Raw genomic sequence first — 25103 nt, forward strand, 5'->3', positions numbered from 1 at the left:
TGAGACGTACGTTTTGTAAGCAGCAACGAGCAAGGCGGATAGCTACTACCATTTACTAAAGATAATTTTTAGTTTATTTTGTGGTGCGTTTTATATAAAGTGTTCTAACTCTATCTTAATCAGTCGCCAATAGCGCCTTAATTGAGCTGGACAAAACACGCTTTTTCACTTAACTTATGCAAGTTTTTTATTGACGGATAGTATTTATGCGTACGCCTTTATTTATGAGCGCGGCTGGGTTGCCGTTAGTGGTAGCAATGATGAGTGTGTCTGCACAAGCAGCAGACTTTGTGGCAACTGACATTGAGTTTACAGGATTGCAACGTTTGACCGCTGATAGTCTCTATCCGGTATTACCTATTAGCGTCGGCGACACGGTCAACGATGCAAGCTTAGCGGCTAGTATTAAAGCCTTATACGCAACCGATAACTTTGCCAATATTCAAAGCCGCGTTGAGGGCAGTAAGCTTAGCTTTGATGTGGTTGAGCGTCCTATTATTGCTGAAGTTAATTTTGAGGGCAATCAGCTTATTCCAAAAGAAGGGCTTGAGCAGGGCTTAGATAACGCGGGCTTATCCGTGGGTGATGTGCTCAAACAAGCGACATTGCAAGGCGTAGCCAATGAGCTGCAGCAGCAATATATCTCTCAAGGCTACTATAATAGTAGTATCGAAGTAGACCAAACTTTACTCGATGGCAATCGCGTCAAGCTTGATATACGTTTTATTGAAGGTAAGGCGGCCAAAGTTGTCGATATCAATATCATCGGTAATACCCATTTTAGTGATAAAGAGATCAGAGAGGTCTTTGCGGTAAAACAGACCTCTTGGACTAACCTCATCTCTAAGTCTGATCGTTATGCTAAAGAAAAACTAGCCGCTAGTTTAGAGAACCTCAAAGCCTTATACCAAAACGATGGTTATGTACGCTTCAGCGTCGATAATGCGGTACTTAATATCAGCGAAGATAAAAAAAGCATTTTTATTGAAGTAAGCTTAACCGAAGGTGAGCAGTATAAATTCGGTGATATCAGCTTTTTGGGTGAGCCTAAGTTCGATGTCAATGAGCTTAATAAGCTAGTAACTTTTGCGCCCAATCAGCAGTATTCGCAAGCTGAGCTTGATGCCACCACTGCTGCGCTAAAAAACCGTTATGGTAATGAGGGCTACTATTTGGCTCAAATTCGTCCGGTACCGCGTATCGATGATGAAACTCGAGTGGTTGCTATTGATTATTATATCGATCCGGCAAGACCCATTTATGTGCGCCGTATCAACTTCAATGGCAACATCAAAACCCAAGATGAAGTACTGCGCCGTGAGATGCGCCAGTTAGAAGGCTCATTAGCCTCTAATGAAAAAATCCAGCTATCGCGTACGCGTCTGCTCCGTACTGGGTTTTTTAAAGCGGTCAATGTCGATGTCAGACCTGTACCTAATCAGCCTGATCAGATAGATGTCAATTATACCGTTGAAGAGCAGCCCTCTGGCAGCTCAACTATCGCTGCTGGTTACTCACAAAGTGGCGGGGTAACTTTTCAGTTAGATCTTACTCAAAATAACTTTATGGGTACAGGTAACCGAGTCAAGGCGGCACTGGCACGCTCAGAGACCCGTGATTCTTATAGCTTAGGATATACCGACCCTTACTTTACTGAAAACGGAGTTTCGCAGGGCATTAGCGCTTACTACCGCGAAACCAAATACGATGATCGTAACGTCAGTAATTACGTGACTGACTCTTATGGTGCTACGCTTAATTATAGCTATCCTGTTGATGAGACCAAACGCGTTAGTGCAGGCTTAAATATCGATAATACTACCGTACGTGGCGGCCGCTTCCTTGGGGTATCAAACGTCGATCAGATCCTAAAAGACGGTGGTTCATTCAATCCTATTATAGGAAGTGATGGTCAACCTATTGATGGCGTTTCTACTTTTAAAAATGACTATACCAGTTATAATTTATTAGTGGGCTGGGATTATAGTACGCTGGATCGTCCAGTATTCCCGACTAAAGGTATGAGCCATAGTATAGATGCAACCTTCGGCTTTGGTGATAGTAATTATCAAAAAGCTATCTATCGCGGTAATGTCTACTATCCTGTCTACAAAGATGTGATAGCCCGCGGTTATACCAAGCTTGGCTATGGTAATGATTTACCTTTTTATGAGAACTTCTACGCTGGCGGTTATGGCTCAGTACGCGGTTATGAGTCCTCAAGCCTAGGCCCTAGATCCAAAGCTTATTCTGATGCTCTCCTCGGTCTTGATCGTATCAGGGATGAAGAGGTTGGCGGTAACGCCTTGGCAAGCTTTGGTGCTGAGCTGATTTTGCCAGTACCGTTTAAAGGTGATTGGGCCGATCAAGTACGTCCGGTATTATTTGCCGAAGGCGGGCAAGTATTTGATACTACCGATAGAGAAGACCGTACATTTATCAACCCTAGTACCGGCGCAGATACGAATGTGCCACTTTTGAAGCAAGATAATGATCTGCGCTTTAGTGCTGGTGCTGGCGTGACTTGGTATACGCCGATTGGACCTATTTCTATTAGCTACGCCGTTCCTTTCAATGATAAAGAAGGCGATGAGACCGAAAAAGTTCAATTCCAAATCGGTAGTACCTTCTAAGATTTTATTTATACAAAAGCCACTATGCAGTAGTGAACCAGTCGCTGTATAGCGTGAGTGCGCAACGGGTTATCAGGCTAAGCTTTTGGCTTGATGTCTACTTTTATTATATTTGTAGTAGTGTTACTGACTATGACCACTATTGAGCAACTGATTACCAAGATTGAGCAGCGTCAACCGGTATTGAATAAGGCTGAGCTAAGTCCTGAGCAGCTCAGTTTTGGTGTGAGCGGTATCGGTAGTCTCAGTACCGCGACTAATACGCAGCTTAGCTTTTTGGCGGATCCCCAATACATCTCTGCTCTTGCTGATAGTCAGGCAGGGGTAGTATTGGTTAGCGAGCATTACGCTGAGGCTATAAAGACGCCGATGATCGCTTTAGTCGTCGCTACGCCTTATCTAGCTTATGCTAGTAGCACTCAGCTATTTGCTCCTAAGCCAGCTAAAGGCATCATTCATCCCACAGCAGTGATAGCCGATAGCGCTATTATTGAAGATGGAGTAAGTATTGGTCCTTTTTGCGTGATTGCAGAGCAAGTACGAATAGGGGCGGATAGTTGTTTAGAGGCGAATGTGGTGATTGAAGCGAATGCTAGTATTGGCAACAGCTGTGTTATCAAATCACAAGTGGTCATTGGTCACGACTGTGTCATTGGCGATCAGGTAAGAATTCATGCTGGCGCTAGTATAGGTAGCGAGGGCTTTGGCTTTGCTCCTACCAAAGATCCTAGTCAGACGGGCTGGGAGCGTATTGCTCAGCTGGGTCGAGTGATTATTGGTAATCAGGTACGCATAGGCAGTCAGACTTGTATTGATCGCGGCGCTATCGATGATACTATTATAGGTGATCATGTGATTATCGATAATTTAGTGCAGATCGCGCATAATGTGCATATCGGCGATGGTTCAGCGATTGCCTCGCAAACGGGTATTGCTGGTAGTACCACTCTTGGTAAGCGCTGTATTGTGGGCGGCGCTGTCGGTATCACCGGTCATATTGATATCACCGACGATGTTACCTTATCAGGCATGAGTATGGTGACTAAGTCAATTAAGATACCAGGATCCTACTCTTCTGGAACCGCAGCTATGCCTACGGCCAAATGGCGACGGGCGGCGGTACGTTTTCGGCAAATGGGTAACGATTAAAGCTGCTTATAGTCAAGAGCCTAGTGTGATAAAAGAGGGTTTGTTGAAAAATCTTTTGCTATCAGAGAAAATCTGGTGCTAAAAAGAGTGTGGCATAGATCTACTATGCTAATTTTATAGTTGTTGTTATAAATGCTTACCTTATAGCTGCTTTTACAGTTATAGCTTGAGTATATTTTTTTATTTATGTTTTTAATTTGCTATCACTGCAAGGAAGCCTATTATGAGTGCCACCGATTTTGATAAATTAACCGATGATGATATCAACACTTTAACACAGGGCGGCCTAACTTTACCGCTTACTTATCATACTCTAAAGCACTATTTGCCGCACCGTTATCCTTTTATGTTAGTGGATAAGATTACCGCTTGTAAGGCTGGCGAATGGATCACTGGTATCAAAAATGTCACTATTAATGAAGAGTTTTTTAATGGACATTTCCCTGATGAGCCTATTATGCCAGGCGTATTAATGGTCGAGTGTATGGCGCAAGTCTCAGGGGTACTAGGGTTTATCAGTGCTGGCTTGACCTCCGAAGATGGCTATCTGTATTTGTTTGCAGGAGTGGATAAAGTACGCTTTAAGCGCCAAGTTATCCCAGGGGATCAGCTAATTATTCGCTCCAAGCTTATCATGCAAAAACAAGGTATTTATAAGTTTGACTGTACCGTTCATGTTGAGCAGCAGCTAGCGGTTAGCGCCCAGATTATGATTGCTCGCCAAGAACAATAATCTCTATCTGCTTATGAGTTAATATTAAGTAATTTATTACTAAGTAATTTAATAATAGTCATTTTTACTAATTCATTGAATTAGATGATACTAAGGCCTGTACTATGAGTCAGATTCACCCTACAGCACTCATCTCACCTACTGCCACTATTGATCCTACAGCGGTCATAGGGCCGTATTGCATTGTTGGTGATGAGGTGTCTATCGGCGCTCATACGGTGCTTCATCGTCATGTCGTGGTAGCTAGGCTTACTCGTATAGGTCAGCATAATCAGTTTTATCAGTTTGCGAGTATTGGTGAGGATCCTCAAGATCTAAAGTACGCCGGCGAGCGCACTTGGCTTGAGATTGGCGATCATAATACTATCCGTGAGGCCTGTAGTTTGCATCGCGGCACAGCACAAGACGCTACAGTCACCAAAATTGGTAATAATAATTTGTTGATGGTTAATACGCATATTGCGCACGACTGCACTATTGGCGACCATAATGTCCTGGCTAATAATGTCGGTATCGCCGGGCATGTGAGTATCGGTGATCATACTATCATTGGTGGTAACTCAGGTATTCATCAGTTCTGCCGAGTCGATGATTACAGCCTTATAGGCGGCGCTAGTCTTATTCTAAAAGACGTAGCGGCGTTTACTATGGTGTCAGGTAATCCTGCGGGCGCTCATGGCTTGAATATAGAAGGGATGCGCCGAAAAGACTGGTCGAAACAGACTATTGATGTCCTTCGTCAAGCTTATCGCATTGTTTTTAGATCAGGTCTAACCACAGCGCAAGCTCTTGATATCTTGCAACAAGAGCTGTTACCTCGAGAGCCTAAAATACAGTTGCTCATCGATTCTTTGCAGCAAAGTAAACGCGGAGTTGTTCGCTAAGTCATTAAGCCCTTAGGTCTTTATGTACTTAAGTTGACTGATATATGATAAATACAAAAAGCCATAACTATATGTTATGGCTTTTTGTATTTATCATTGCTTGACTTTTACTGTCGATTAGCAGAAACTTTCAAATCATATGTAGTAATGTTGTAGTAACTTATTTTAACCAATAGCTGACTGGTAGTCTCTTTGATTATCTTACTCCTGATAGTTGAGGATGTTGGGCGCTTAAAGAGAGTACCAGTGAAATTTTAGGAGTATTATATGGCAGAGCAAAGGGAAAATTGGTCCAGTCGTACTGGATTCATAATCGCAGCTGTCGGTTCAGCAGTAGGATTAGGAAATATATGGCGTTTTCCTTATGTTGCTTATGATAATGGTGGTGGGGCCTTTATGGTGCCTTACCTTATCGCATTAATAACCGCCGGTATTCCTTTATTGTTTTTAGATTATATTATCGGTCATAAATATCGCGCTGCTGCACCGCGCGCCTACAAAAAAATGGTGCCATCTGCGCAGTTTGTGGGTTGGTGGCAAACGCTTGTCTCTTTTGTAATCGCTATTTACTACGCTGCCGTTATCGTTTGGGCGGGTAGTTATATGTTTTTCTCTTTTGGGCAAAAATGGGGTGAAGATACCACTACTTTCTTTGTCAGCGACTTTGTCCAGCATACCGGCGATCTTACCTCAGTATTTGTACCGCAAATGTTTACCGGTCTTATTATCGTCTGGGCATTAGCTATGCTGATTATGTTTGGCGGTATCCGTAAAGGTGTTGAGCTGGCTAATAAAATCTGTATTCCGCTGCTGATAATATTATTTGGTATTATGGTATTCAAAGCGGTTAATCTGCCAGGTGCTGCTATCGGCCTAAATGCTTTTTTTGAGCCAAACTGGACCAGAATGCAAGATCCTAACGTTTGGTTAGCCGCTTATGGTCATGTGTTTTTCTCACTATCGGTAGGTTTTGGTATTATGGTGACTTATGCCTCATACCTTAAGAGAAACACTAACTTGACAGGCGCAGGTTTAGTGGTTGGTTTTGCTAACTCCTCATTTGAGCTTATCGCAGGTATTGGTATCTTTGCCGCTATTGGTTTTATGGCGATGTCAACCGGTCAAGATGTTGCTGAAGTAGCGAGTGGCGGTGTAGGGCTAGCATTCTTTGTCTTCCCTAAGATCATCTCGACTATGGGCGCTAGTGGTGATTTTGTTGGTTTCTTATTCTTTGGCTCGTTGGTCGTTGCTGGTATTAGCTCTTTAATTAGTATCTTAGAGGTACCTATCTCAGCCTTTCAAGATAAGTTTGATTGGTCACGCAAAAAAGCGGTTGCCATTATCGGCGGTATTTGTGCGATTATCTCTATCGGCGCGTTCTCTACAGGTAGCTCGCTAGTGTTGGTCGATGTTATCGATCATTTCGCCAATAACATCGGTATCGTAGCCGGTGGCCTTATGTCCATCGTTTGGATAACTTGGTTTAACCGCCATAAGATCCCTGGTTTACTTGAGCACATCAACCGTATCTCTAGTGTCAAACTAGGCGGCGCTTGGATATTTATGTTGACGGTTATTACCCCAACAGTGCTTACTATCGCTTTGGGCTTAAAGCTTGTTGATTTGGTACAAGAGCCATATGAGGGATATTCGACTACTATTTTATTATTATTCGGTTGGGGCGTCGTAGTGTTCTTTGGTTTAGGAGCCTTTATACTCAGTCGTATGAAAGGGGTACATGATGCAGAAGACGACAAATCTCGTGTTCTTGATGATGCTCCCTAACTAATAGATAGATAAACCACGGATAAATAATTAGATATTCTAATAGGGACGTATTATGACAACTTCAGCCATTATTTTTATGATTATCTCAATGCTGCTGATATGGGGCGGTTTACTAGCTGCCATCTTGCATTTGAGAAAGCATCCAGACATTCCAATGAGCCAGATACCGGATGACCAAATCTACTAACTGTAGGCTTTTAGCTAAACAGAGCAAACTTGCTAAGTTAAGCTAAAACGAGCTTAGCTATTGGCTCCATAAAAAATGCCAGTCATATAATAGTGACTGGCATTTTTATTGAATATTAGTAAAAGTAGTAAAGACAGTAAGCGGCAGTACCTTAGTAGATTAGCTGACAAGCTTCTTAGACTAACGCAAATTTAACTCAGGCACATCCTGTCCGCGTTTACTATAAAACTCACTAACAAACTCATCAAAATTATCCTCTTCAATCGCTTGTCTGATACCCGCCATTAGACGCTGATAATAACGAAGATTATGAATAGTCGCTAACTGCGCGCCTAACATCTCTTTGCACTTATTAAGATGATAAAGATAAGCACGGCTAAAGTTCTGACAAGTGTAGCAATCACATTCTGGATCTAGGCTACCGGTATCCTCACGATATTGACTATTACGAATACGCACCACGCCAGCATTATCAGCATCACCTGTAACAAAGTAATGACCGTTACGCGCATTACGAGTCGGCATCACGCAATCAAACATATCGACACCGCGGCGAACGCCTTCGACCAAATCCTCAGGCTTGCCCACACCCATTAAGTAGCGCGGCTTGTCTGCTGGCATATCATCAGGCAAATAATCTAGTACTGCTATCATCTCCTCTTTAGGCTCGCCAACCGATAGACCGCCGATAGCATACCCATCAAAGCCAATCTCTAACAAACCCTCAAGCGACTGCTGACGCAAATCAGGATACATACTACCTTGTACAATGCCAAATAACGCATTAGTACTCTTTAGAGATTGATGCTCATCAAGGCAGCGCTGGCCCCAACGTAGAGAGAGCTCTAAAGATTTTTTGGCCTCGTCATGGGTAGCAGGATAGGGCGTACATTCATCGAACTGCATGACGATGTCAGAGTTGAGACTGTACTGAATTTGCATTGATTTTTCAGGCGACAAAAATACCTTAGCTCCGTCGATAGGCGATTTAAAGTGTACGCCCTCTTCGGTAATTTTGCGCATAGCGCCGAGGCTGAACACTTGAAAACCGCCTGAATCCGTCAATATTGGCTTATCCCAATGCATAAACTTATGTAGCCCACCAAACTTATCGATGATATCAGTGCCAGGGCGTAGCCAAAGATGAAAGGTATTACCCAAAATAATATCAGCACCAATGGCTTCGATATCGCGTGGTAGCATACCTTTGACCGTACCATAAGTACCTACTGGCATAAAAGCAGGCGTTTGCACCTCGCCATGGTTAAGATGGACGGTGCCGCGGCGTGCACGCGTCATACCACTAGCGGTCTTGTGTAATGTAAATTGCATATGTTAATCGCTATCTAAGCTATGAAAATGGCGCTAATTATAGCATTACTGGCGGTTTTTTGTGAGAGGGTTATAGCTATAAGCAACAGACAAGCTGACACAGCCTTTTATATCCACAGCGCTCTACCTAAATGGCACAGACAATAAGCTTTTAGAATTGCTAGAGTAAGGAGTATAAATCAATGAAGGAGACAGACGATGAAAGCTAGTGGTTATTTACTGATAAGCGGTCTGTTAATTTTACCAGGAGCAGCTATGGCTACCGAAGAACCAAACTATACTATTTTGAACCAATCGGATGATTTTGAGTTACGTCGCTACGATCCGCAAATTGTCGCTGAGACTTATGTAGCCGGTGATCAAAAACAAGCTAGTAATAAAGGCTTTAGGATATTAGCCGATTATATCTTTGGTAATAACACCGCGCCTAGTGGCAAGAGTAGTAAGATTAACATGACCTCTCCTGTAAAAATGCAGCCGCAAAAGGGGGATAATAAACCATCACAAAAGATTGCTATGACTGCTCCTGTAAACCTGCAAGAGCAGGATGGTAGATGGCGCGTTCGTTTTGTAATGCCAAGTCAGTACACTATGCAAACTTTACCTAAGCCTAATAACCCCGAGGTTAAAATCAGTGAGGTTCCGGCGCAGACTTATGGAGTGATTCAGTTCTCCGGCTTGACTGGCGCTGAAAAAGTCGCGTCCAAGACGGCCGCCTTAAAAAAGTGGATGCAAAGCCAGAATTTAAAGCAAGTAGGGCAGCCTGAGCTGGCTCGTTATAATCCACCTTGGACGCTTCCTTTTATGCGCCGTAATGAGATTATGATTCGTTATCAGTAAAAGCTAGTTGTAGCGAGCAATAAAAAGGACAGCAAGCGCTGTCCTTTTTTATGATGAATGTTTTTGATTGGGCTTAAGCTTTTTGCGCGCGTATGATACCTAGCATCCGGCGTAGTGGCTCAGCGGCGCCCCATAATAGCTGATCACCAACGGTAAAGGCTCCTAAATATTCAGGCCCCATATTAAGCTTACGCAGACGCCCGACAGCGACAGTCAAAGTACCCGTGACCGCTACTGGCGTGAGACGATTCATAGTGGCTTCCTTGTCATCTTCGACCACATCTAACCACTGATTGCCGCTGTTTTTTAGCGCCGCTTCTATCTCCTCAAGTGGAATATCTTTTTTGAGCTTGATAGTCAGACCTTGCGCGTGACAACGCATGGCACCGATACGCACACACATACCATCGATAGCAATCTTGTCAGCTTCAGAATGGCCAAGGATTTTATTGGTTTCAACGCCGCCTTTCCACTCCTCTTTAGATTGCTTATTATCGAGCTGTACGTCGATATAAGGAATCAAGCTACCAGCTAGGGGCACACCGAAGTACTGCTGAGGAAAGTCCTTTGAGCGCTGCGTATCAGCGATCTTTTTATCGATATCTAAAATAGCGCTAGCAGGATCTGCCAACTCATCTTTTACCGCATCACGTAGTACACCCATGCCTTCGATGAGCTCACGCATATTGTTAGCGCCAGAGCCACTAGCGGCTTGATAGGTCATAGCACTGACCCATTCCACCCAGCCTCTATTGAACAGCTCGCCGATGGCCATTAGCATTAGTGAGACAGTACAATTACCACCAATAAAATCCTTGATACCATTAGCCAAAGCCTCATCGATAACCTTACGATTTACCGGATCTAAGATGATAACACTGTCATCTTTCATACGCAGCGTGCTCGCCGCATCGATCCAATAGCCTTGCCAACCACTGTCTCGTAGTGGCTGATGCACCTTTTGGGTATAGTCGCCACCTTGGCAGGTAATAATAACATCGCAATCGGCTAAGGCTTGAATATCATGAGCATCTTTGAGTTTGCTTGGGCCAATACCATCAAAGCTTGGGGCCTCGCCACCGCTATTACTGGTCGAAAAAAATACAGGGGTTATACCTGCAAAGTCTTTTTCAGCCCTCATGCGCTCTATGAGCACTGAACCGACCATACCGCGCCAACCTACTAGACCTACTGTTAAATGACTCATGAAACGCCTTCCTCTGTTACAATGGTTTGTTACGATGCCAACCAATAACAATGCCGTGAATAAAGCAAAAAAGCAAGATTTTTTCAATAAAATCACTGATTTTTATGCTCTCCTAACCATATATTAGTCAGTAACGTATTTTAATATCTCTTAGCTTAATGGAATGATAAAGTAAGGCATCTTAAATCAGATTTTATCACTGGCTACTAGTTATTGACTTGCTAGTTATCGACTTAACAGTTGCTAGCTTAGTGCTCACTTTAATCAATGGTTAAACATATTATGGATCTCTCGTTACTATATTACGGTGTGCAGGGGCTGGCAGGGTTTATTGCCTTTGTGACAATTTGGGGGTGGCTGCCTCTTGATAACTGGTGGGTGAGAGGGGTTGAGTTTCCGCGTATTCAGATAATGGTGCTAGGTATTATTGCTTGGATAGCTATGGTTTTGTTCAGCTCTGAATGGCAGTTAGGGCAGTGGTTATTATTTATAGCCTTGAGTATTACTCTAGCTTATCAGCTACGCATGGTGCTGCCCTACACTAGGCTATGGAAGAAGGAGGTAAAAACTGCTACCAAAGATGCAAAACTTGCCGAGCATCAAATCAAGATTATGGTATCAAATGTGTTGACTCCTAACGATCAGACTCAAGACTTAGTGGATTTGGTTAATAAAAAAAACCCTGACATCTTGATTACATTAGAGTCTGATAAAAAGTGGGAGCAAGCTCTTGAGCAGATAGAACCTGATTATCCTTACAACGTCAAGGTGCCGCTAGATAACTTGTATGGTATGCATTTATACTCAAAGCTTGAGCTGATAGATCCTAAAGTTAAGTACCTTATTATTGATGATATTCCCTCCATTCATAGTCAGCTCCGGCTACAAAGCGGACGCGTCATTTGGCTATATTGTCTACACCCTATGCCGCCGAGCCCTACTGAGGCCGACAAATCGACCACGCGTGATGCTGAGCTACTGATGGTTGGTAAGCATATCAAAGAGCAGGAGCAAACGGCTATATTGGCCGGAGATCTTAACGATGTCGCTTGGTCAAAAACCACTCGCCGTTTTCAGCGAATCTCAGGTCTGCTTGATCCGCGTATTGGTCGTCATTTTATCAATACCTTTCATGTCAAATATCCCTTTTTGCGCTGGGCGCTCGATCATATTTTTCACAGTGCCTGCTTTACTTTGGTAGATATCAGACGTCTGCCTTCTATTGGTTCTGATCACTTCCCGGTGATGACGACTTTGCAATATGAGCCACAAGAGACTGATAACCAACAGCAAAACGCTCCAACTACCGACGCTGATGATATAAAAGAGACTAATAGTAAGATAGAGGCGGGTATCGATGAAGGGCAAAAAGTCTCAAAAGAGCATGAGGAAGAAAACAGCGAAAAAGCAGTAAAACATCAAGCAAAATCCGTTTAGTCTGATTAGACGCTATCAAATACTGGAAAAAAACTGAGCTGGTGTAAGCATAAGCGTACAATAAATAGTGCTTTTGGCGTCTAGTTAGCTCTCTTAAGTTATCATACACTATAGTCATCAACACAAGGATAGACAAGGATGTAGTGTTGAGGCTTGTGATGAAGGATAAAACCGTAATCTTTGAGCCAATATTAGCGACGTGAAATCAGTCAGCAGGGATATAATAATAATATGAAATAATAAACCCGAACCTATTGCCCAAGGTTCGGGTTTTTTCTTGTTCATTGTTAGTGGTTGAAGTTTGTTGACAATATTCTGATAAAAAACAACGCCCTGATAAAAATAAGGGCTCATGCATCGGCATAGACCCCTATTCGTAAAGCTAGATTCAGTGGTATTAGATTGTTTATCTAGCGAGCTCTTTATCTAACAGACTTTTTATTCAAATTATTCAATCACTTGAATATAGGCACCCGCTCGCAGCTCTTGTAGCCAATCTTCTGTAGCTTGAGGAGCTGAGCGTTGAAAAAGCGCTTGACGTGCCATATCACGGCGATACTCATCACTGACATCTTGTTGACGCTGGTCATCGACTTTTAGGATATGCCAACCAAACTGACTCTTAAAAGGAGCGGAGTAATCATTGACAGAGGTGCTTTTCATAACCGCTTCAAAGGGTCCCACCATCTCGCCTTCACTAACCCAGCCTAGATCGCCACCGCGTCCAGCAGAGCCTGGATCATCAGAATACGTCGATGCTAAACTAGCAAAATCTGCCCCTTGGCGTAGCTGCTCATATAAGTCATTAATTTTTTGTTCAGCCAGACTATCACTTTGTAGCTCATCCACTTTGATCAAGATGTGCCGAGCATTCCACTGCGGCACTATCTTTTTATCACTGCTATTTTTATTAGCCAGTTTGACGATATCGATACCCTCTGGGGTGATTAAAGGCTCGCTGACCTCGCCAACAGCTAGTTTAGTAATCTGACTCGATAATTCGGTAGGTAGCGATGAAGCTTTATGAAAGCCCATATCACCGCCTTGTAAAGCAATAGGATAATCACCTTGAGTAGCGCTTATGGCAGCCTCGACATCGACATTAGGCTGAAGAAGACGGCTGCGTAGCTTTTTTGCTACTGTAAGGGCTTGCTGACGCTGCGCTTCTGAGAGACGGCTATAGTCATCCATATAAGGCACGCGCACATGAATGGTTTGATACTCGTTTTGGCTTAAGCGTTTGGCTTCAGGCGAGGCCAAAAATGCATCGACATCTTGCTCACTGATACGCACTCGGCTACTGACTTGGCGCTGCTGCAGCGCTTGAATAGAGGCATCTTCAATCAGCTTTGCCCGTAGAGCAGAATAGCTACCAGACTGAGCCGCATCAAGCTTTTGTTGTAAAGCGGCCAAACTACTGACCCCTTCGCCTTGAGCTATCTGGGCTAAGCGCTGGTTTATGGCAGCGTCATCGGGCTGTAGGCCAAGGCGATTGACTAAAGAGAGCTGTAACTCACGTTGGATAAGTCCGTTTAACACCTCAGATTGAAGCTGCGGCGAGTTCGCTAGCGGTTGCCCTGCGGCCTGTGCCCGTGCTTGAGTCTGAGCAATAGCAGTTATAAGATCACTTTTTAGGATAGCATTGTCGTTTACTAGCGCAATGATGCCGTCAGTACTGGTAGCAGGCGTTAAGCGACTGGCGTTTTGAGTACTAACATTAGTTGCTTGAGTAGCTGCAGGTTTTATCGTAGCTGCTTGAGCATTGAGGGCAAGTACGAGACCCATACCTGTGCTCATAGTTAGTAAAACGGCGCGGCTGGTCTGGCGTAAAGAAAAAAGTCTCATGATAATCCTTATTGATGTCATCATATCGAGTACGGATTGATCAGCGGCATACGCTTTTAGATTAGATCAAACTGGGTACACTTGTAGAGTTAAATAATACGTTGTTGAGTGGTTATATTACGGTCATAGCGGCTAAAGCTTATATGGTCAATTTTGCTTTTATTACAGTATCAGTCCCATTAGTCTTTCCAAGCATTCTGTACCGGCTCAAAACCTAAGACTTTGTCCGCTAATAAGCGCGTCAAACGGCCACTGCTACTACCAAGGCCATTTAATCTAATCTCAGCCATAATAGCTTGATTTGGCTTATCATTGACGTTCAAGTCATTATAATAACGACGACCGTAGACGGCAAAACCAAAACAACAATCCTCGTAATCGATACCCACTAGAGCATCAAGAGTTTGGTTACGGCGATAATCATACTGACCTTGGGCTAATACTCGCCAATTGTTGTTTACCGGAAAAACAGCCGATGCAGTCACTGCTGAGATAGGCAACTGATTGGTATTTTGATCTTCTTGACGTTTTACAAAGCCTACGTTAAATAAGCTATTCTCAGTAGGCTGATAACGCAGCTCAGTGATGACATAGTTTAGATCATAATGATTATCTAGTGCGCCGCTGACATCAACCCAGACGTTGTTATAAGGCTGAGCACTAGCATCCCAGACCATACCTGAGGAGGACTTATTTAATACCGGCGTTTGCCCCTCTAAAGTGACTCGGCCATCATCATAATAAAACTGCTCTGCAATGCTACCATCAAAACGTGTCACACCCGTTGCATCGATGTAACGATAATTAATGCCAGGCGTGATAGCGTGCAAATCTTGCAAACGATCATAACCCAAGAACCAGCTATCTGAGAACAGCTGCTCATAATTAATAGAGGCTATGCGGCTATTGAAGTTAGGAATATCATTTTGATCTTTAAAAGGCGAATAGGTGTATTTTAGCCGCGGACTCAACAGCTGATAGCCGCCCATGGTATTATCAAAAGCACCAAAAGGTGAGCCTGCTTGATAAAAGTTTAAACCTGCATCGATACTAGCTTGGGGTACAAATACCGATTGACTGCCATCTTTTTCATTCAAATTGTTAGCCTCTAAACTATCTTGATCATAAGAGGTGTAGAGATGCTGCAAGCTTAACTTAGGATGAATATAACCCCAAGATGAATTGATAGGATAGGCGGCGCTTAGTTTATTATACAGTCTAACGCCACTTTTTTCGGCCTCAGAACCATCGTCAATAGACTTTTTAAAATAAGCTGAGTCATGAATACCAGTAATATCTATGCCCTCTAACCAAGGCAAACGATAGTTCAAAGATAGCTGCGGTAAACGCGAATAAGGCTTATCTTTATCCTCTAAGCGCTCTCCATCATTGGTAATAGCATCCAGAGTCTGAAAAGTCTCGACTTTTAATTCACCATTAACATAATCATTATAATAATTGAGCCGAGCGCGGCGCGGTAGATTGAGGGTGTTATTTGATAAACCTAGGGTATCAAAATCATTGAGATAATCAGCGTCTGAGACGTAGCTATATTTGGCATCACCACTCAAGCGCGCAATGCTAGTGGAAGACCAATAATGATCATAAAAAAGACTGCTACGATCCTCATCATTATATTTTTTATCGTTAGGAAGGTAGGAGCCATTGATTATCCCTTCACCATAACTATCGGTTAGATAACGAAACTCACCTGAGAGCATAGGGTTACGATTACTATAAATCTGAGTATTAAGAGTAGCGTCATAATTGGGCGCTATATTGAAATAATAGGGAATATCAATCTCAACCCCGCTATTACTATCGATGCTAGCATTTGGTAATAAAAACCCACTACTACGGCGTGAGTCGATAGGGAAGTTAAAGTAAGGCAGGTAAAATACGGGCACATCAGCGATTTTGAAAGTGGTATTGTACGCCTCACCGCGGCCAGTGTCCGTATCTAAGTCGATACTTTTGGCCTCAAGCTGCCATTTGCGATCGGTAGGCGGGCAAGTGGTAAACATCACATTATCCAGCTCGTATTGACTGTCGTTAGGACGATTGAGCTTTTTTGCATAGCCATGCGCTTGTAACGGCACACTAGCAAAAGCCACGTCACTAGCCGTTGACTGTCCGCTCTCAGTATTATAAGCCAAGTTATCAGCTACCCCAATCAGGCCGCCTTGCGCCCCTTGTTCATTGAGCCTAACCGCTAAACGCTGATTATGATCATTACTGAGCCTAGCTGCTTGCGTGCTATCAATGGCTTGGTTGGTGAACATGACCTGACCTTGCGCTGCTGCAATGTTATTGGTCAAATCTAGCACAACCTTTTCAGCTTCGATATGCTGAGCGCCTTGATCGATAATTACATTGCCTGATAGCTCAGCATAGTCGACATTATCATAGTAGCCATAGTCAGACTCAGCAAATAACGAGCCTTGATTATTCATGTTGCTATTTGCGTCAGCATTAGCTTCATTGATAGCGCGTTGATAGTTTGGATTGCTTGAGGGGTAGACCCATTGACCTTCGCAGCGCGGCGCATTATTTATAGTAACTGGCACAATATCCAAATCAGTGCCAAGCTTTGGTAAGGTTTTAGCTACTGCTGAGTTGGCGTTAGTAAGGCTTGATTGATTATTTAGAGCTGGATCAATAGTACTATCGCGCTCATTATCAGGCTTTAATTGATAAAACTGCGCTAAACGCATCAAGCTTGCTTGAATACTGTCGTCTTCAAGGTCAAGTTTTTCATTATTAGCACGGTTAGCATTATTATTAGTAGCCTTAGTATTCTCTATTATCACCGCTGAATCTATAGCCGCGCTGTCATTAATCTGGGTAATGTCCAAAGCATCATTTAGCTCATTACTCTGCGCGCTAGAGTCTTGCGTCTGTAAGTCAGCTGCAGGGCGGCTTGATCTATCAGAGTCCAGCGGATTCATCTGCTGATCGTTGATAGCAGCGCCAACGGTCAAGCTTGATAAACTTAACGCGCCGAACAAAATCAGGCGAATGCTTTGGTAGAGCGGAGAATATAACAAGGGCACACCTATGATTGCAGAGCCTATTGGGTTAGGATTGAAACGATTACTAACTAGAGTCGCATTTAATTGGACTTATGATAGTCAAAAAAAACCAAATCAGCTACACTATTCAACAAATTTTATAAGCGAGCAAGGCATATTTGCTATCGGTATCCTGTTAATAAGGATTAATCAAAATGTCTAGCGTCTCAATCTTACCTATTAATTTGTCCCTATAAAGGATTCGTCATTTTAGCAAGTATTTGCCTGACTTATCACTATATTTAACCGACCATTTTTGTGACCACTAACGCTATGACAGATAACCAAACTATGACCTCTAAACCTTATACCAATTCTCAAGCCTCAGCCGTAACGGCTAACAATAGCGCGCCGGACGATAAGCGCCATCAGCAATTAATCAGCTGGCTACAGCAGGTATTTGAGACGGATAACCTCAAGCTTGATAGCTTAGCAGGCGATGCCAGTAGCCGCCGATATCACCGTCTCCAATTAGCGAGTCAAGCTGATAAACACAAAACTGAGTTCTATATGGTGATGGATTCAGCTGATGAGCAGCAGGCTATGCAGCAGTTTATCAATGTAACGGCTTTGATGGCACCAGCTATCAATGTACCAACGATTATAGCTCAAGAGCTTGAACAAGGGTTTTTGGTGCTGCAAGATTTTGGGTCAGTAGAGTTCGCTCATTTGCTAGTGGAGGCGACAGCAGCGCAAGTTGATGAGTATTACCAATTGGCGATGAATACCCTAATTGCGCTGCAGCAAGTCCCTGTCAAAACCGCTAGAGCTGAGCATCAATTAGCCGATTATGATGCTGAGCTTCTCAGCCGAGAGATGGAGTTATTTAGTGATTGGTTTATTCCTCATATTGGCGTGCCATTAGATAAGAGCCTTTGGAATAATCTTAAAGCGGCGCTAAATACTGAGATTTTAAGGCAGCCGCAAGTTATCGTTCATCGCGATTATCACAGTCGCAATCTGATGCAAGATCGAGCAGACCACTCGCAATTAGGTGTCATTGACTTTCAAGATGCGGTTATCGGAGCTTATAGCTATGACTTGGTATCGTTAGTTAGAGATGCTTATGTTGATTGGTCTGAGCTGCAAGTGTCTAGCTGGATTAATGACTTTTGGCATCTGCAGCAGCAAGCCGGATTGACTACTGCTGATAGTGCAAAGCAGTTTGAAAATGATGTCAATGTGATGGGAGTGCAGCGTCATCTCAAGGTACTTGGCATCTTTATTCGTCTGTTTGAGCGCGATGGTAAAAACCGTTATCTGTTTAATATCCCAAAAGTAATGAATGATTTGTTGTTTGAGCTTGACTGGTTGGCAGCGCACGGCAGTGAGCAGATGCAATTTGCTGTCAAACCTTTTAATGAATGGATGATAGAGACCGTACTGCCTGCTTATCAAGCTAATTTTGTGCAGCAGTACATCTAATAGTAACTAAAACTAGTAATCAAAACTTTAACCATATATAAAATCTTAAAACATAAGCATTTTAAAAACAGTCGTTTTATTAAGGAGTCGGCATGGCGGCAATAAAGCAAGCAATGATACTAGCAGCAGGTAAAGGTACGCGCTTACGCCCTTTGACGCTGAGTACGCCTAAGCCGTTAGTTGAGGTAGGAGCGCAGCCGCTAATTGTATGGCATATCAAAGCCCTGCAAGCGGTAGGTATCACTGATATTACTATCAATGCTTCTTGGCTTGCTGAGAAGCTCATGGCGACTTTGGGCGATGGCTCACAATATGGCGTTACCTTGCATTGGTCAGTTGAGGACGATGAGCCGCTTGAAACCGCAGGCGGGATATATCAAGCGCTTGCAACTGGTCAATTAAAAGATGAGCCTTTTATTTTGGTGAATTCTGATGTTTGGAGCACTTATGATTTTGCGCCCTTAACAGACTATCAGCTTGGTGCTGATCAAAAAGCGCACTTATTATTGATTGATAATCCTGACCATAATAATAGTGGCGATTTTGCTATTAATAGTGGTTTGGCGAGCGAACAGCCGATAGGCGATAAGGACAAATATACTTTTGCTGGTATAAGTGTAATATCGCCGCGCTTGCTTGACGGTCTTGTTACAGGTCAACCAGCGCCATTAGCGCCGTTACTAAAGCAAGCTATGCTAAAGTTTCAGGTCACCGCCGAGGTCATCACTGATGATTGGATAGATGTCGGTACTCCTGAACGTTTGGCGCAGGTTAATGACTTTCTCAACCATAAAGGCGTCAATAACCATCAGGGTGCTTAAAGAGGTTTGAGGTTAATAATAGTGATAATATAAAAATGTAATCCATAAAAAAGGTGGCGCCGATTAAATCAGTGCCACCTTTTTATTGATAACTATTAGACTATTATTATCGATAAATGCTCATTAGGACTAAGTTATTACTAACACAGCTAAACACCCATCGCCAGCTTAATCAGCTGAGCAATAATAAAAATAGTCAAAAACCCAGCCAAGTATAATCCTATAAACCAGGCCCATTGAGATTGTTTTTTACTGAGTTTTTTCATCTCTCTCTCCTTGCCTTTTTTGATTAATACATATGCTCGTGATCCGTTTTTCCCTTAAAAGTATAATAAGCAAAAGCGGTGTAACTAAGAATAATCGGTAGCATGATGGCTGCACCGATAAGCATAAATGATAGCGAAGTATCTGCTGCCGCCGCTTCATAGATAGTCATCTGATAAGGCACAATGTAGGGGAAGATAGCAAAGCAAACGCCAATATAACCCATCAAAAACAAGGCCACTGTCAATAAAAAAGGGCGATATTCGCGCTCACCGGTCAGATCCTTACGCATCAAGAAAAATAGCAATACTACGATAATAGGCATCGGTGCTAAGTACAGCAGTCCTGGGAAGCTAAACCAGCCCTCAAGTGCATTGATATCGGAGAAGTACATAAATACGGTAACGACTATCATAGCCACTACCAAGGCTGATAGAAGCCAACCGGATACTTTACGCGCCCATACTTGTAGCTTATGTTCGGTTTTGATAATTAACCAAGTAGAGCCCAGTAGAGCGTAGCCAATGATAACGGCGATACCGCATAGCACTGAAAAAGTCGTTAACCAATCAAAAGGCCCGCCTGTATATAAACGATTGCTAGCCTCAAGTCCGTGTACCAATGCTCCTAGCATAACGCCTTGAAAAAAAGCGGCCGCGATAGAGCCTATAAAGAAAAACAAATCCCAGACGTAACGATGCTTGGTGGCTTTAAAGCGAAACTCAAAGGCCACGCCGCGCATGATTAGCCCAAACAGCATAAAGGTCACCGGCAAGTAAAGCCCGGTCATAATAATGCCATAAGCTACTGGGAAAGCGGCAAATAAGCCGCCGCCGCCAAGTACTAGCCAAGTCTCATTACCGTCCCAAAAGGGCGCGATAGAGTTCATCATCCGGCTACGGTTTTTATCAGAGCCGGCAAAAGGAAACAAAATACCACAGCCCAAATCAAAGCCATCTAATAACACATACACAAAGACGGCTAGCGCAATCAAGCCACCCCAAATAAGTGGTAAATCTAATACCTCACCAAAATTAAACATTAGCGTAGCCCTCCATCGTCAATATCGTCTGCTGGAGTATCAATCTCTTGTTTGACCTTCTCATCAGGATTATTATCACCACTTAAAGTACGACCCTGACCTTCGGTTACCGAATGGTCATAATAGGTATCTTCGGTAGGATCTTCATAGGGTTGTGGTCCTTTAGCAATCAGACGTAAGATATAAAAACTACCTGCACCAAAGACAAAGGCGTAGAGCACAATAAAGCCAATTAAAGTAGTGGCGACTTGCTGGGCGGCTACTGGCGACATACTCTCGCTAGTGCGAATAACTTCATAAACTGTCCAAGGTTGGCGTCCCACTTCAGTGACAAACCAGCCAGCTAAGAGCGCAACAAATCCCATCGGCGTCATCATCATCCACGCTCGATGAAACCATTTACTATCCGGATTATACTGCTGCTTTTTGAAGTACTTATAAAGACTAAATAAGCCCACTAGTACCATTAGCATACCGATGGCGACCATGATACGAAACGCCCAAAACACGATTGCTACTGGTGGCTGATCTTCAGGCTCCCAGTTTTTGAGGCCTTTGACTTCACCATCTAACGAGTGAGTTAAGATGAGCCCTGAAACATAAGGAATACTCAGCTCAAACTTATTGGTTTGATTGTCTTGATCTGGAATAGCAAACAGGCGTAAGGCTGCACCGCGCTCATCCTCCCAAATCCCTTCCATCGCCGCTACTTTAGCCGGCTGATGCTCCAAAGTGTTAAGACCATGCTCATCGCCAATCAAGACCTGAGCTGGCGCGACGAAGATCGCCATAATCATCGCCATACCTAGCATGACTTGACCATGCTTGCGATGTTCGCTATGTTTTTTGGATTGAATGTAATAAGCGCCGATACCACCAATGACAAAAGCGGTCGTCAAGAAGGCAGCGGTCACCATATGAGCAAAGCGATAGGGGAAAGAGGGGTTAAAAATAACCTCTAGCCAGTTAGTAGGATAGAGCAGTCCATCGGCGCCTATCATAAAGCCCTGCGGCGTTTGCATAAAGCTGTTAGCCGCTAAGATCCAAAAAGCAGATATCAGGGTGCCGATAGCGACAATGGCTGTTGAGGCAAAATGCATGCGTTTGCTGACGCGGCCCCAACCAAACAGCATGATACCCAAGAACGAAGCTTCTAAGAAAAACGCGGTTAACACTTCATAGGCGAGTAAAGGGCCCATAACGTTACCGGCTTTATCAGAGAATACCGCCCAGTTAGTACCAAACTGGTAGGACATCACCACGCCTGATACTACGCCCATCCCAAAGACGACGGCGAATATTTTGACCCAATGTTTATAGACCTCGGCATAGATAGGCTTACCGGTTTTGAGCCAACGAAACTCAAGTACCATCAGCCAACTAGCTAGACCAATAGTAAAGGCGGGAAAGACAATATGCCATGAGATTACAAAAGCGAATTGGATACGCGCAAGCATTAGCGCATCCATCTGATTTATCATAAGAGAGGCGAACATAAGCGTTACCTATATCAGTGAGCAAATTAGCGCAAGCTTCCGTGATACGCTCAAGTAACTGTCCGCAATTTATAAATCCTATCGCGGGCAATAGCTAAGAGTGACTTAGCTGAAGTGGAATTTATATCCTTATAAATCTAAATTTATACTATAAAATCAATCCGTTAAGTGGATAGCGGATGACTAAAAAATAACTGTTGACAATTATGCGCCTCCATTAGAGCGAGTGCAAGTATAGCTCTGTTATCAGCGCTTACCTAGTAGTCATAATTGGTATATAAGTAAGTACTCAATAAAAGTTATAATATATTTTATTATATATTATAACAATGTATAGAACAATTTATAAACAATATCTTGTATTGAAGCGCGCACCTAAGAACCACTATTCCTTAAGCTGCTCATATAGTATGCGGCGCAAGGTCAGAATCGTTTGCGGGTTTTGTTGAATACTATGACCACCATTGATGACCGTTTCAGTCGCCGCGCCGTCTAAATGTGCACTGGTATAAGGAACAATGCCATCGGACAAGCGCTCAGTAATAGCCTGACTGATATCGCCTTCGACCGTGACAGCCGCTACTAAAGGCGTACGGTCTATACTGCTATCGTCATTATCAACGTCATCAGTATTAGCTGCTAAAGCATCGCTATCCTCATCTTGTGCTTGTGATAAATCTATCTTGGCGCCGTCCGGCTGCATCTGCGCTAGGCCTTTAGTAATATCGGCATCATTATTGGCGATGATAGAATGATAGGTCACTCGATCATTGATAGTGATATCTTTAGTTAATTGAATAAAGGAGGATTTATTACTTAACTGGCTAGCGCCATTTTGTAGATAAAGCGCGCCTAAAGGATTGTTGGCTATATCGCCTTGGATAGCTAGAGTCGCTAAATTATCGGTGATGGTTTTTACTAGTCCTACTGGCAGGTAAACAATACGGCGCAGCGCTCGCGTGAACCAACGATCGGCATAGTCAGTGCCTCGAAATGGCGTAGATAAGAATACGGCAGTATCTACTTGTGATAAGGATTGTAGCTTGAAGCGCTTTTCTAATTTTTCCTCACCAAAAGACTGTTTTAAAGCGTCCCGTATTTGCCTTTTTTCACTGGCGCTCAGCAGGTCTTCTTCATCAAGACGATCCAAATCATCGACCAAATTATCATCAGATAACATCATTCGTGCGATGATGCCGCCCATACTATGACTGATAATGACACTGTTTTGGCTCGCACGGTTTTGGCCACTAGGATCTGTTTGTTTATAAGTCGCTTCAATCAGTTGCTGAATTTGGTAACGGTTCTCTAAAATAGGTAGGTTAGTCGGATAAAAAATCTGCCAAACTTGATAATTATCACGCAGCTTATCATCGTTTAGGATATCGTTAGTCAAATTGACCCAAGCGGCGGGGCTAGAGGCTAGACCATGCAGCATAATGAGCACGCGCTTATTCGGATCATAAGGCTCAAGCATAAATAGCTTAGGTAAACTGGCTTGTGGCTGGCGCGAGATTAAGTTTAGATAGCCTACGCCATCAAGCTGATTTTCAGCCAACCACATGCCGTATCCGGCTGAAAAGTTGGCAGCAAGTGGATACTCTTCGCCTAATATTTTAGTACTCTCACTTCGATAAGGATTATATAGATGAATATCGAGCTGACGGCTGGCTAACACCTCCAATATGCTTTTGCCTTTTGGCTTTATTAGCCCCGTCATTAGTAGGTGACCGGTAGGGTAGACGCGTGAGCTGGCATCGTCATCATTGAACGGTTTATTATCGTCCGCCATATCTTGAGCAAGCCTGCCTGATAATGAGGCCACCAATAGCTGGCGAATGGTAGTGGTATAGCGATCATTTAACGAGGCCACAAAGCTGACGCCTAGTCCGGGGCGTTTGCTTATTGAGTTAAGACCGGTTAACCGTAGCTCATAAGTTGAGGTTAGATCTGCTAAAGCTAAGGTTCGCTCACGAGCGTTTTTTAGATAATTGTTCTCATTAGGCAAATACACCTCAAGATTATAATCATCAACCTGCATTTTCATCACTTTTATCTGATCCGTAGCCTCTCCTTGGAGTGCGACATTATTAGTAATAGCCGCTTGGGTAGAGTCGCTAACCGCAACAGTCGCTGGCAGATACTCCACTTTAGTATCGCCCATTAATTTGTTTGGATTGTCTGCCGATTGATACAGCTGGGTGATGACGTCATTACTCGCTGCGTTGTAGATATCTTGGGTTTGAATATCTACATCATTAGGAATACGGTTCTTTATCAGTGCTACTTTCTGCTTACCATCGCCGCCCTCAAAATCATGCTCTAAACTGTCATAAAACAGATAAGCATAACTGGTTTTGATGGCGTCAAACAGTCGCTGCTGATAGCTGATAAGACAAGTCTCAGTGTTTTGCTGGTTTGTCTTAATTTGCTTGTCATCAAGCGGAGCGTTAGCATAATAAGGGTCAATGGGCGGACGGGCAAGCGCAGCTCTACAGTCCTCTGAATTGGCTAATTGCCGCGCTTTGGCGTAATGCAACTCAGCAAAAATAGCCAGCTCTGGTCGATATTTGTCATCGAGCAAACTATCTGAGAGCTGATCTAAACAAAGATCAAAATATTGAAAACAAGCTTGCTGATTTAGACCTGCTGAGAGTAAAGTGGCGGCAGTATTACTACTAAGCTTGTCATCTGAGACGATATTACCCCGTTGACTGCTAATGACTTTAGCTTTGCTTTGCTGGCTTACTGAGACCGTATTACAAGCACTAATAAACAGCGGAGCAATAATCAGCACCATAGTTAACGCCGCTTTTTTGTGAATATTTATAGTGCTTATAAAAGCATTTTTTGTGACGGTCATAGCAGCTCTCAGTGAGTATCAATTACAAACTTTATAAAGGATAACCTAAAATAGACAAGGCCAAAATTAGAAAAGCGCGCCTGCTT

19 protein-coding genes are annotated in these 25103 nt (G+C 43.3%); 11 read left to right on the plus strand and 8 right to left on the minus strand.

Going from position 1 to position 25103, the window contains the following annotated elements; translation table 11 throughout:
* Window positions 1–206: 206 nt before the first annotated feature.
* The 6 genes from bamA (at window position 207) to M0N77_RS03285 (ending at window position 7374) form a co-directional block, all read left to right on the plus strand.
* Entirely contained in the window at window positions 207–2633 is a 2427-nt protein-coding gene (gene bamA, locus M0N77_RS03260) for an outer membrane protein assembly factor BamA (RefSeq protein WP_353103492.1), read from the plus strand.
* Window positions 2634–2765: 132 nt separating this feature from the next.
* Window positions 2766–3782, plus strand: coding sequence for a UDP-3-O-(3-hydroxymyristoyl)glucosamine N-acyltransferase (lpxD, locus tag M0N77_RS03265; protein WP_353105554.1), 1017 nt, complete (start codon window positions 2766–2768; stop codon window positions 3780–3782).
* Between the two features lie 223 nt (window positions 3783–4005).
* Window positions 4006–4515 (plus strand): 3-hydroxyacyl-ACP dehydratase FabZ, encoded by a 510-nt coding sequence (fabZ, locus tag M0N77_RS03270; protein WP_353103494.1) that lies wholly within the window; start codon window positions 4006–4008, stop codon window positions 4513–4515.
* A 104-nt stretch (window positions 4516–4619) separates the two neighbouring features.
* Window positions 4620–5399 (plus strand): acyl-ACP--UDP-N-acetylglucosamine O-acyltransferase, encoded by a 780-nt coding sequence (lpxA, locus tag M0N77_RS03275; RefSeq protein ID WP_353103495.1) that lies wholly within the window; start codon window positions 4620–4622, stop codon window positions 5397–5399.
* A 267-nt stretch (window positions 5400–5666) separates the two neighbouring features.
* Window positions 5667–7184, plus strand: coding sequence for a sodium-dependent transporter (locus M0N77_RS03280; RefSeq protein ID WP_353103497.1), 1518 nt, complete (start codon window positions 5667–5669; stop codon window positions 7182–7184).
* Window positions 7185–7239: 55 nt separating this feature from the next.
* Window positions 7240–7374: a methionine/alanine import family NSS transporter small subunit gene (locus M0N77_RS03285; protein WP_353103499.1), complete on the plus strand. Its 135-nt coding sequence runs from the start codon at window positions 7240–7242 to the stop codon at window positions 7372–7374.
* Between the two features lie 180 nt (window positions 7375–7554).
* Here the strand turns inward: M0N77_RS03285 and tgt are convergent, their stop codons facing one another.
* A complete protein-coding gene (gene tgt / locus M0N77_RS03290; RefSeq protein WP_353103501.1) occupies window positions 7555–8706 on the minus strand; it encodes a tRNA guanosine(34) transglycosylase Tgt in 1152 nt (383 codons plus the stop codon).
* A gap of 255 nt (window positions 8707–8961) precedes the next feature.
* On the opposite strand from tgt, the gene M0N77_RS03295 reads away from it, so the two are divergent.
* The gene (locus M0N77_RS03295; protein WP_353103502.1) at window positions 8962–9546 is read left to right on the plus strand and encodes a heme-binding protein; all 585 of its coding nucleotides are present in this window, start codon (window positions 8962–8964) and stop codon (window positions 9544–9546) included.
* 73 nt (window positions 9547–9619) lie between these two features.
* Here the strand turns inward: M0N77_RS03295 and asd are convergent, their stop codons facing one another.
* A complete protein-coding gene (asd, locus tag M0N77_RS03300; protein WP_353103504.1) occupies window positions 9620–10753 on the minus strand; it encodes an aspartate-semialdehyde dehydrogenase in 1134 nt (377 codons plus the stop codon).
* Between the two features lie 282 nt (window positions 10754–11035).
* Here asd and M0N77_RS03305 point away from each other — a divergent pair, with 282 nt between their 5' ends.
* Complete coding sequence (locus M0N77_RS03305; protein ID WP_353103506.1) at window positions 11036–12190, plus strand: endonuclease/exonuclease/phosphatase family protein; 1155 nt, start codon at window positions 11036–11038, stop codon at window positions 12188–12190.
* Window positions 12191–12637: 447 nt separating this feature from the next.
* On the opposite strand, the gene M0N77_RS03310 is transcribed toward M0N77_RS03305, so the two are convergent.
* Both M0N77_RS03310 and M0N77_RS03315 read right to left on the minus strand, forming a co-directional pair.
* Entirely contained in the window at window positions 12638–14035 is a 1398-nt protein-coding gene (locus M0N77_RS03310; protein WP_353103508.1) for a peptidylprolyl isomerase, read from the minus strand.
* A gap of 179 nt (window positions 14036–14214) precedes the next feature.
* Window positions 14215–17082 carry an LPS assembly protein LptD gene (locus M0N77_RS03315; RefSeq protein ID WP_353103510.1) on the minus strand — a complete coding sequence of 956 codons (2868 nt, stop codon included), beginning with the start codon at window positions 17080–17082 and terminating at the stop codon, window positions 14215–14217.
* Between the two features lie 10 nt (window positions 17083–17092).
* On the opposite strand from M0N77_RS03315, the gene M0N77_RS03320 reads away from it, so the two are divergent.
* The 3 genes from M0N77_RS03320 (at window position 17093) to murU (ending at window position 19352) form a co-directional block, all read left to right on the plus strand.
* Window positions 17093–17269 carry a hypothetical protein gene (locus M0N77_RS03320; RefSeq protein ID WP_353103512.1) on the plus strand — a complete coding sequence of 59 codons (177 nt, stop codon included), beginning with the start codon at window positions 17093–17095 and terminating at the stop codon, window positions 17267–17269.
* Window positions 17270–17379: 110 nt separating this feature from the next.
* On the plus strand, window positions 17380–18531 hold the full coding sequence (locus M0N77_RS03325; protein WP_353103514.1) for a phosphotransferase: 1152 nt from the start codon (window positions 17380–17382) through the stop codon (window positions 18529–18531).
* A gap of 92 nt (window positions 18532–18623) precedes the next feature.
* Complete coding sequence (gene murU / locus M0N77_RS03330; RefSeq protein ID WP_353103516.1) at window positions 18624–19352, plus strand: N-acetylmuramate alpha-1-phosphate uridylyltransferase MurU; 729 nt, start codon at window positions 18624–18626, stop codon at window positions 19350–19352.
* Window positions 19353–19501: 149 nt separating this feature from the next.
* On the opposite strand, the gene M0N77_RS03335 is transcribed toward murU, so the two are convergent.
* The 4 genes from M0N77_RS03335 to M0N77_RS03350 form a co-directional block, all read right to left on the minus strand.
* Window positions 19502–19618 (minus strand): DUF2474 domain-containing protein, encoded by a 117-nt coding sequence (locus tag M0N77_RS03335; RefSeq protein ID WP_353103518.1) that lies wholly within the window; start codon window positions 19616–19618, stop codon window positions 19502–19504.
* Window positions 19619–19641: 23 nt separating this feature from the next.
* Window positions 19642–20658, minus strand: coding sequence for a cytochrome d ubiquinol oxidase subunit II (gene cydB / locus M0N77_RS03340; protein ID WP_353103520.1), 1017 nt, complete (start codon window positions 20656–20658; stop codon window positions 19642–19644).
* Window positions 20658–22154 carry a cytochrome ubiquinol oxidase subunit I gene (locus tag M0N77_RS03345; protein ID WP_353103522.1) on the minus strand — a complete coding sequence of 499 codons (1497 nt, stop codon included), beginning with the start codon at window positions 22152–22154 and terminating at the stop codon, window positions 20658–20660. Before M0N77_RS03345 ends, cydB begins: the two co-directional genes overlap by 1 nt.
* A 385-nt stretch (window positions 22155–22539) precedes the next feature.
* Complete coding sequence (locus tag M0N77_RS03350; protein WP_353103523.1) at window positions 22540–25017, minus strand: alpha/beta hydrolase; 2478 nt, start codon at window positions 25015–25017, stop codon at window positions 22540–22542.
* Window positions 25018–25103 lie beyond the last annotated feature (86 nt).

The organism is Psychrobacter sp. AH5 (assembly GCF_040371085.1).
In the GTDB taxonomy this organism is placed as follows: Bacteria; Pseudomonadota; Gammaproteobacteria; order Pseudomonadales; family Moraxellaceae; genus Psychrobacter.

Bases quoted from the DNA above. Each gene is read 5' to 3' on its own strand.
- M0N77_RS03305 (WP_353103506.1), top strand. From the start codon at position 11,036: ATGGATCTCTCGTTACTATATTACGGTGTGCAGGGGCTGGCAGGGTTT.
- M0N77_RS03335 (WP_353103518.1), bottom strand. From the start codon at position 19,618: ATGAAAAAACTCAGTAAAAAACAATCTCAATGGGCCTGGTTTATAGGA.
- asd (WP_353103504.1), bottom strand. From the start codon at position 10,753: ATGAGTCATTTAACAGTAGGTCTAGTAGGTTGGCGCGGTATGGTCGGT.
- M0N77_RS03295 (WP_353103502.1), top strand. From the start codon at position 8,962: ATGGCTACCGAAGAACCAAACTATACTATTTTGAACCAATCGGATGAT.
- M0N77_RS03325 (WP_353103514.1), top strand. From the start codon at position 17,380: ATGACAGATAACCAAACTATGACCTCTAAACCTTATACCAATTCTCAA.
- M0N77_RS03310 (WP_353103508.1), bottom strand. From the start codon at position 14,035: ATGAGACTTTTTTCTTTACGCCAGACCAGCCGCGCCGTTTTACTAACT.
- M0N77_RS03320 (WP_353103512.1), top strand. From the start codon at position 17,093: ATGATTGCAGAGCCTATTGGGTTAGGATTGAAACGATTACTAACTAGA.
- murU (WP_353103516.1), top strand. From the start codon at position 18,624: ATGGCGGCAATAAAGCAAGCAATGATACTAGCAGCAGGTAAAGGTACG.
- fabZ (WP_353103494.1), top strand. From the start codon at position 4,006: ATGAGTGCCACCGATTTTGATAAATTAACCGATGATGATATCAACACT.
- M0N77_RS03285 (WP_353103499.1), top strand. From the start codon at position 7,240: ATGACAACTTCAGCCATTATTTTTATGATTATCTCAATGCTGCTGATA.
- bamA (WP_353103492.1), top strand. From the start codon at position 207: ATGCGTACGCCTTTATTTATGAGCGCGGCTGGGTTGCCGTTAGTGGTA.
- M0N77_RS03345 (WP_353103522.1), bottom strand. From the start codon at position 22,154: ATGTTCGCCTCTCTTATGATAAATCAGATGGATGCGCTAATGCTTGCG.
- M0N77_RS03280 (WP_353103497.1), top strand. From the start codon at position 5,667: ATGGCAGAGCAAAGGGAAAATTGGTCCAGTCGTACTGGATTCATAATC.
- lpxA (WP_353103495.1), top strand. From the start codon at position 4,620: ATGAGTCAGATTCACCCTACAGCACTCATCTCACCTACTGCCACTATT.
- cydB (WP_353103520.1), bottom strand. From the start codon at position 20,658: ATGTTTAATTTTGGTGAGGTATTAGATTTACCACTTATTTGGGGTGGC.
- lpxD (WP_353105554.1), top strand. From the start codon at position 2,766: ATGACCACTATTGAGCAACTGATTACCAAGATTGAGCAGCGTCAACCG.
- M0N77_RS03350 (WP_353103523.1), bottom strand. From the start codon at position 25,017: ATGACCGTCACAAAAAATGCTTTTATAAGCACTATAAATATTCACAAA.
- tgt (WP_353103501.1), bottom strand. From the start codon at position 8,706: ATGCAATTTACATTACACAAGACCGCTAGTGGTATGACGCGTGCACGC.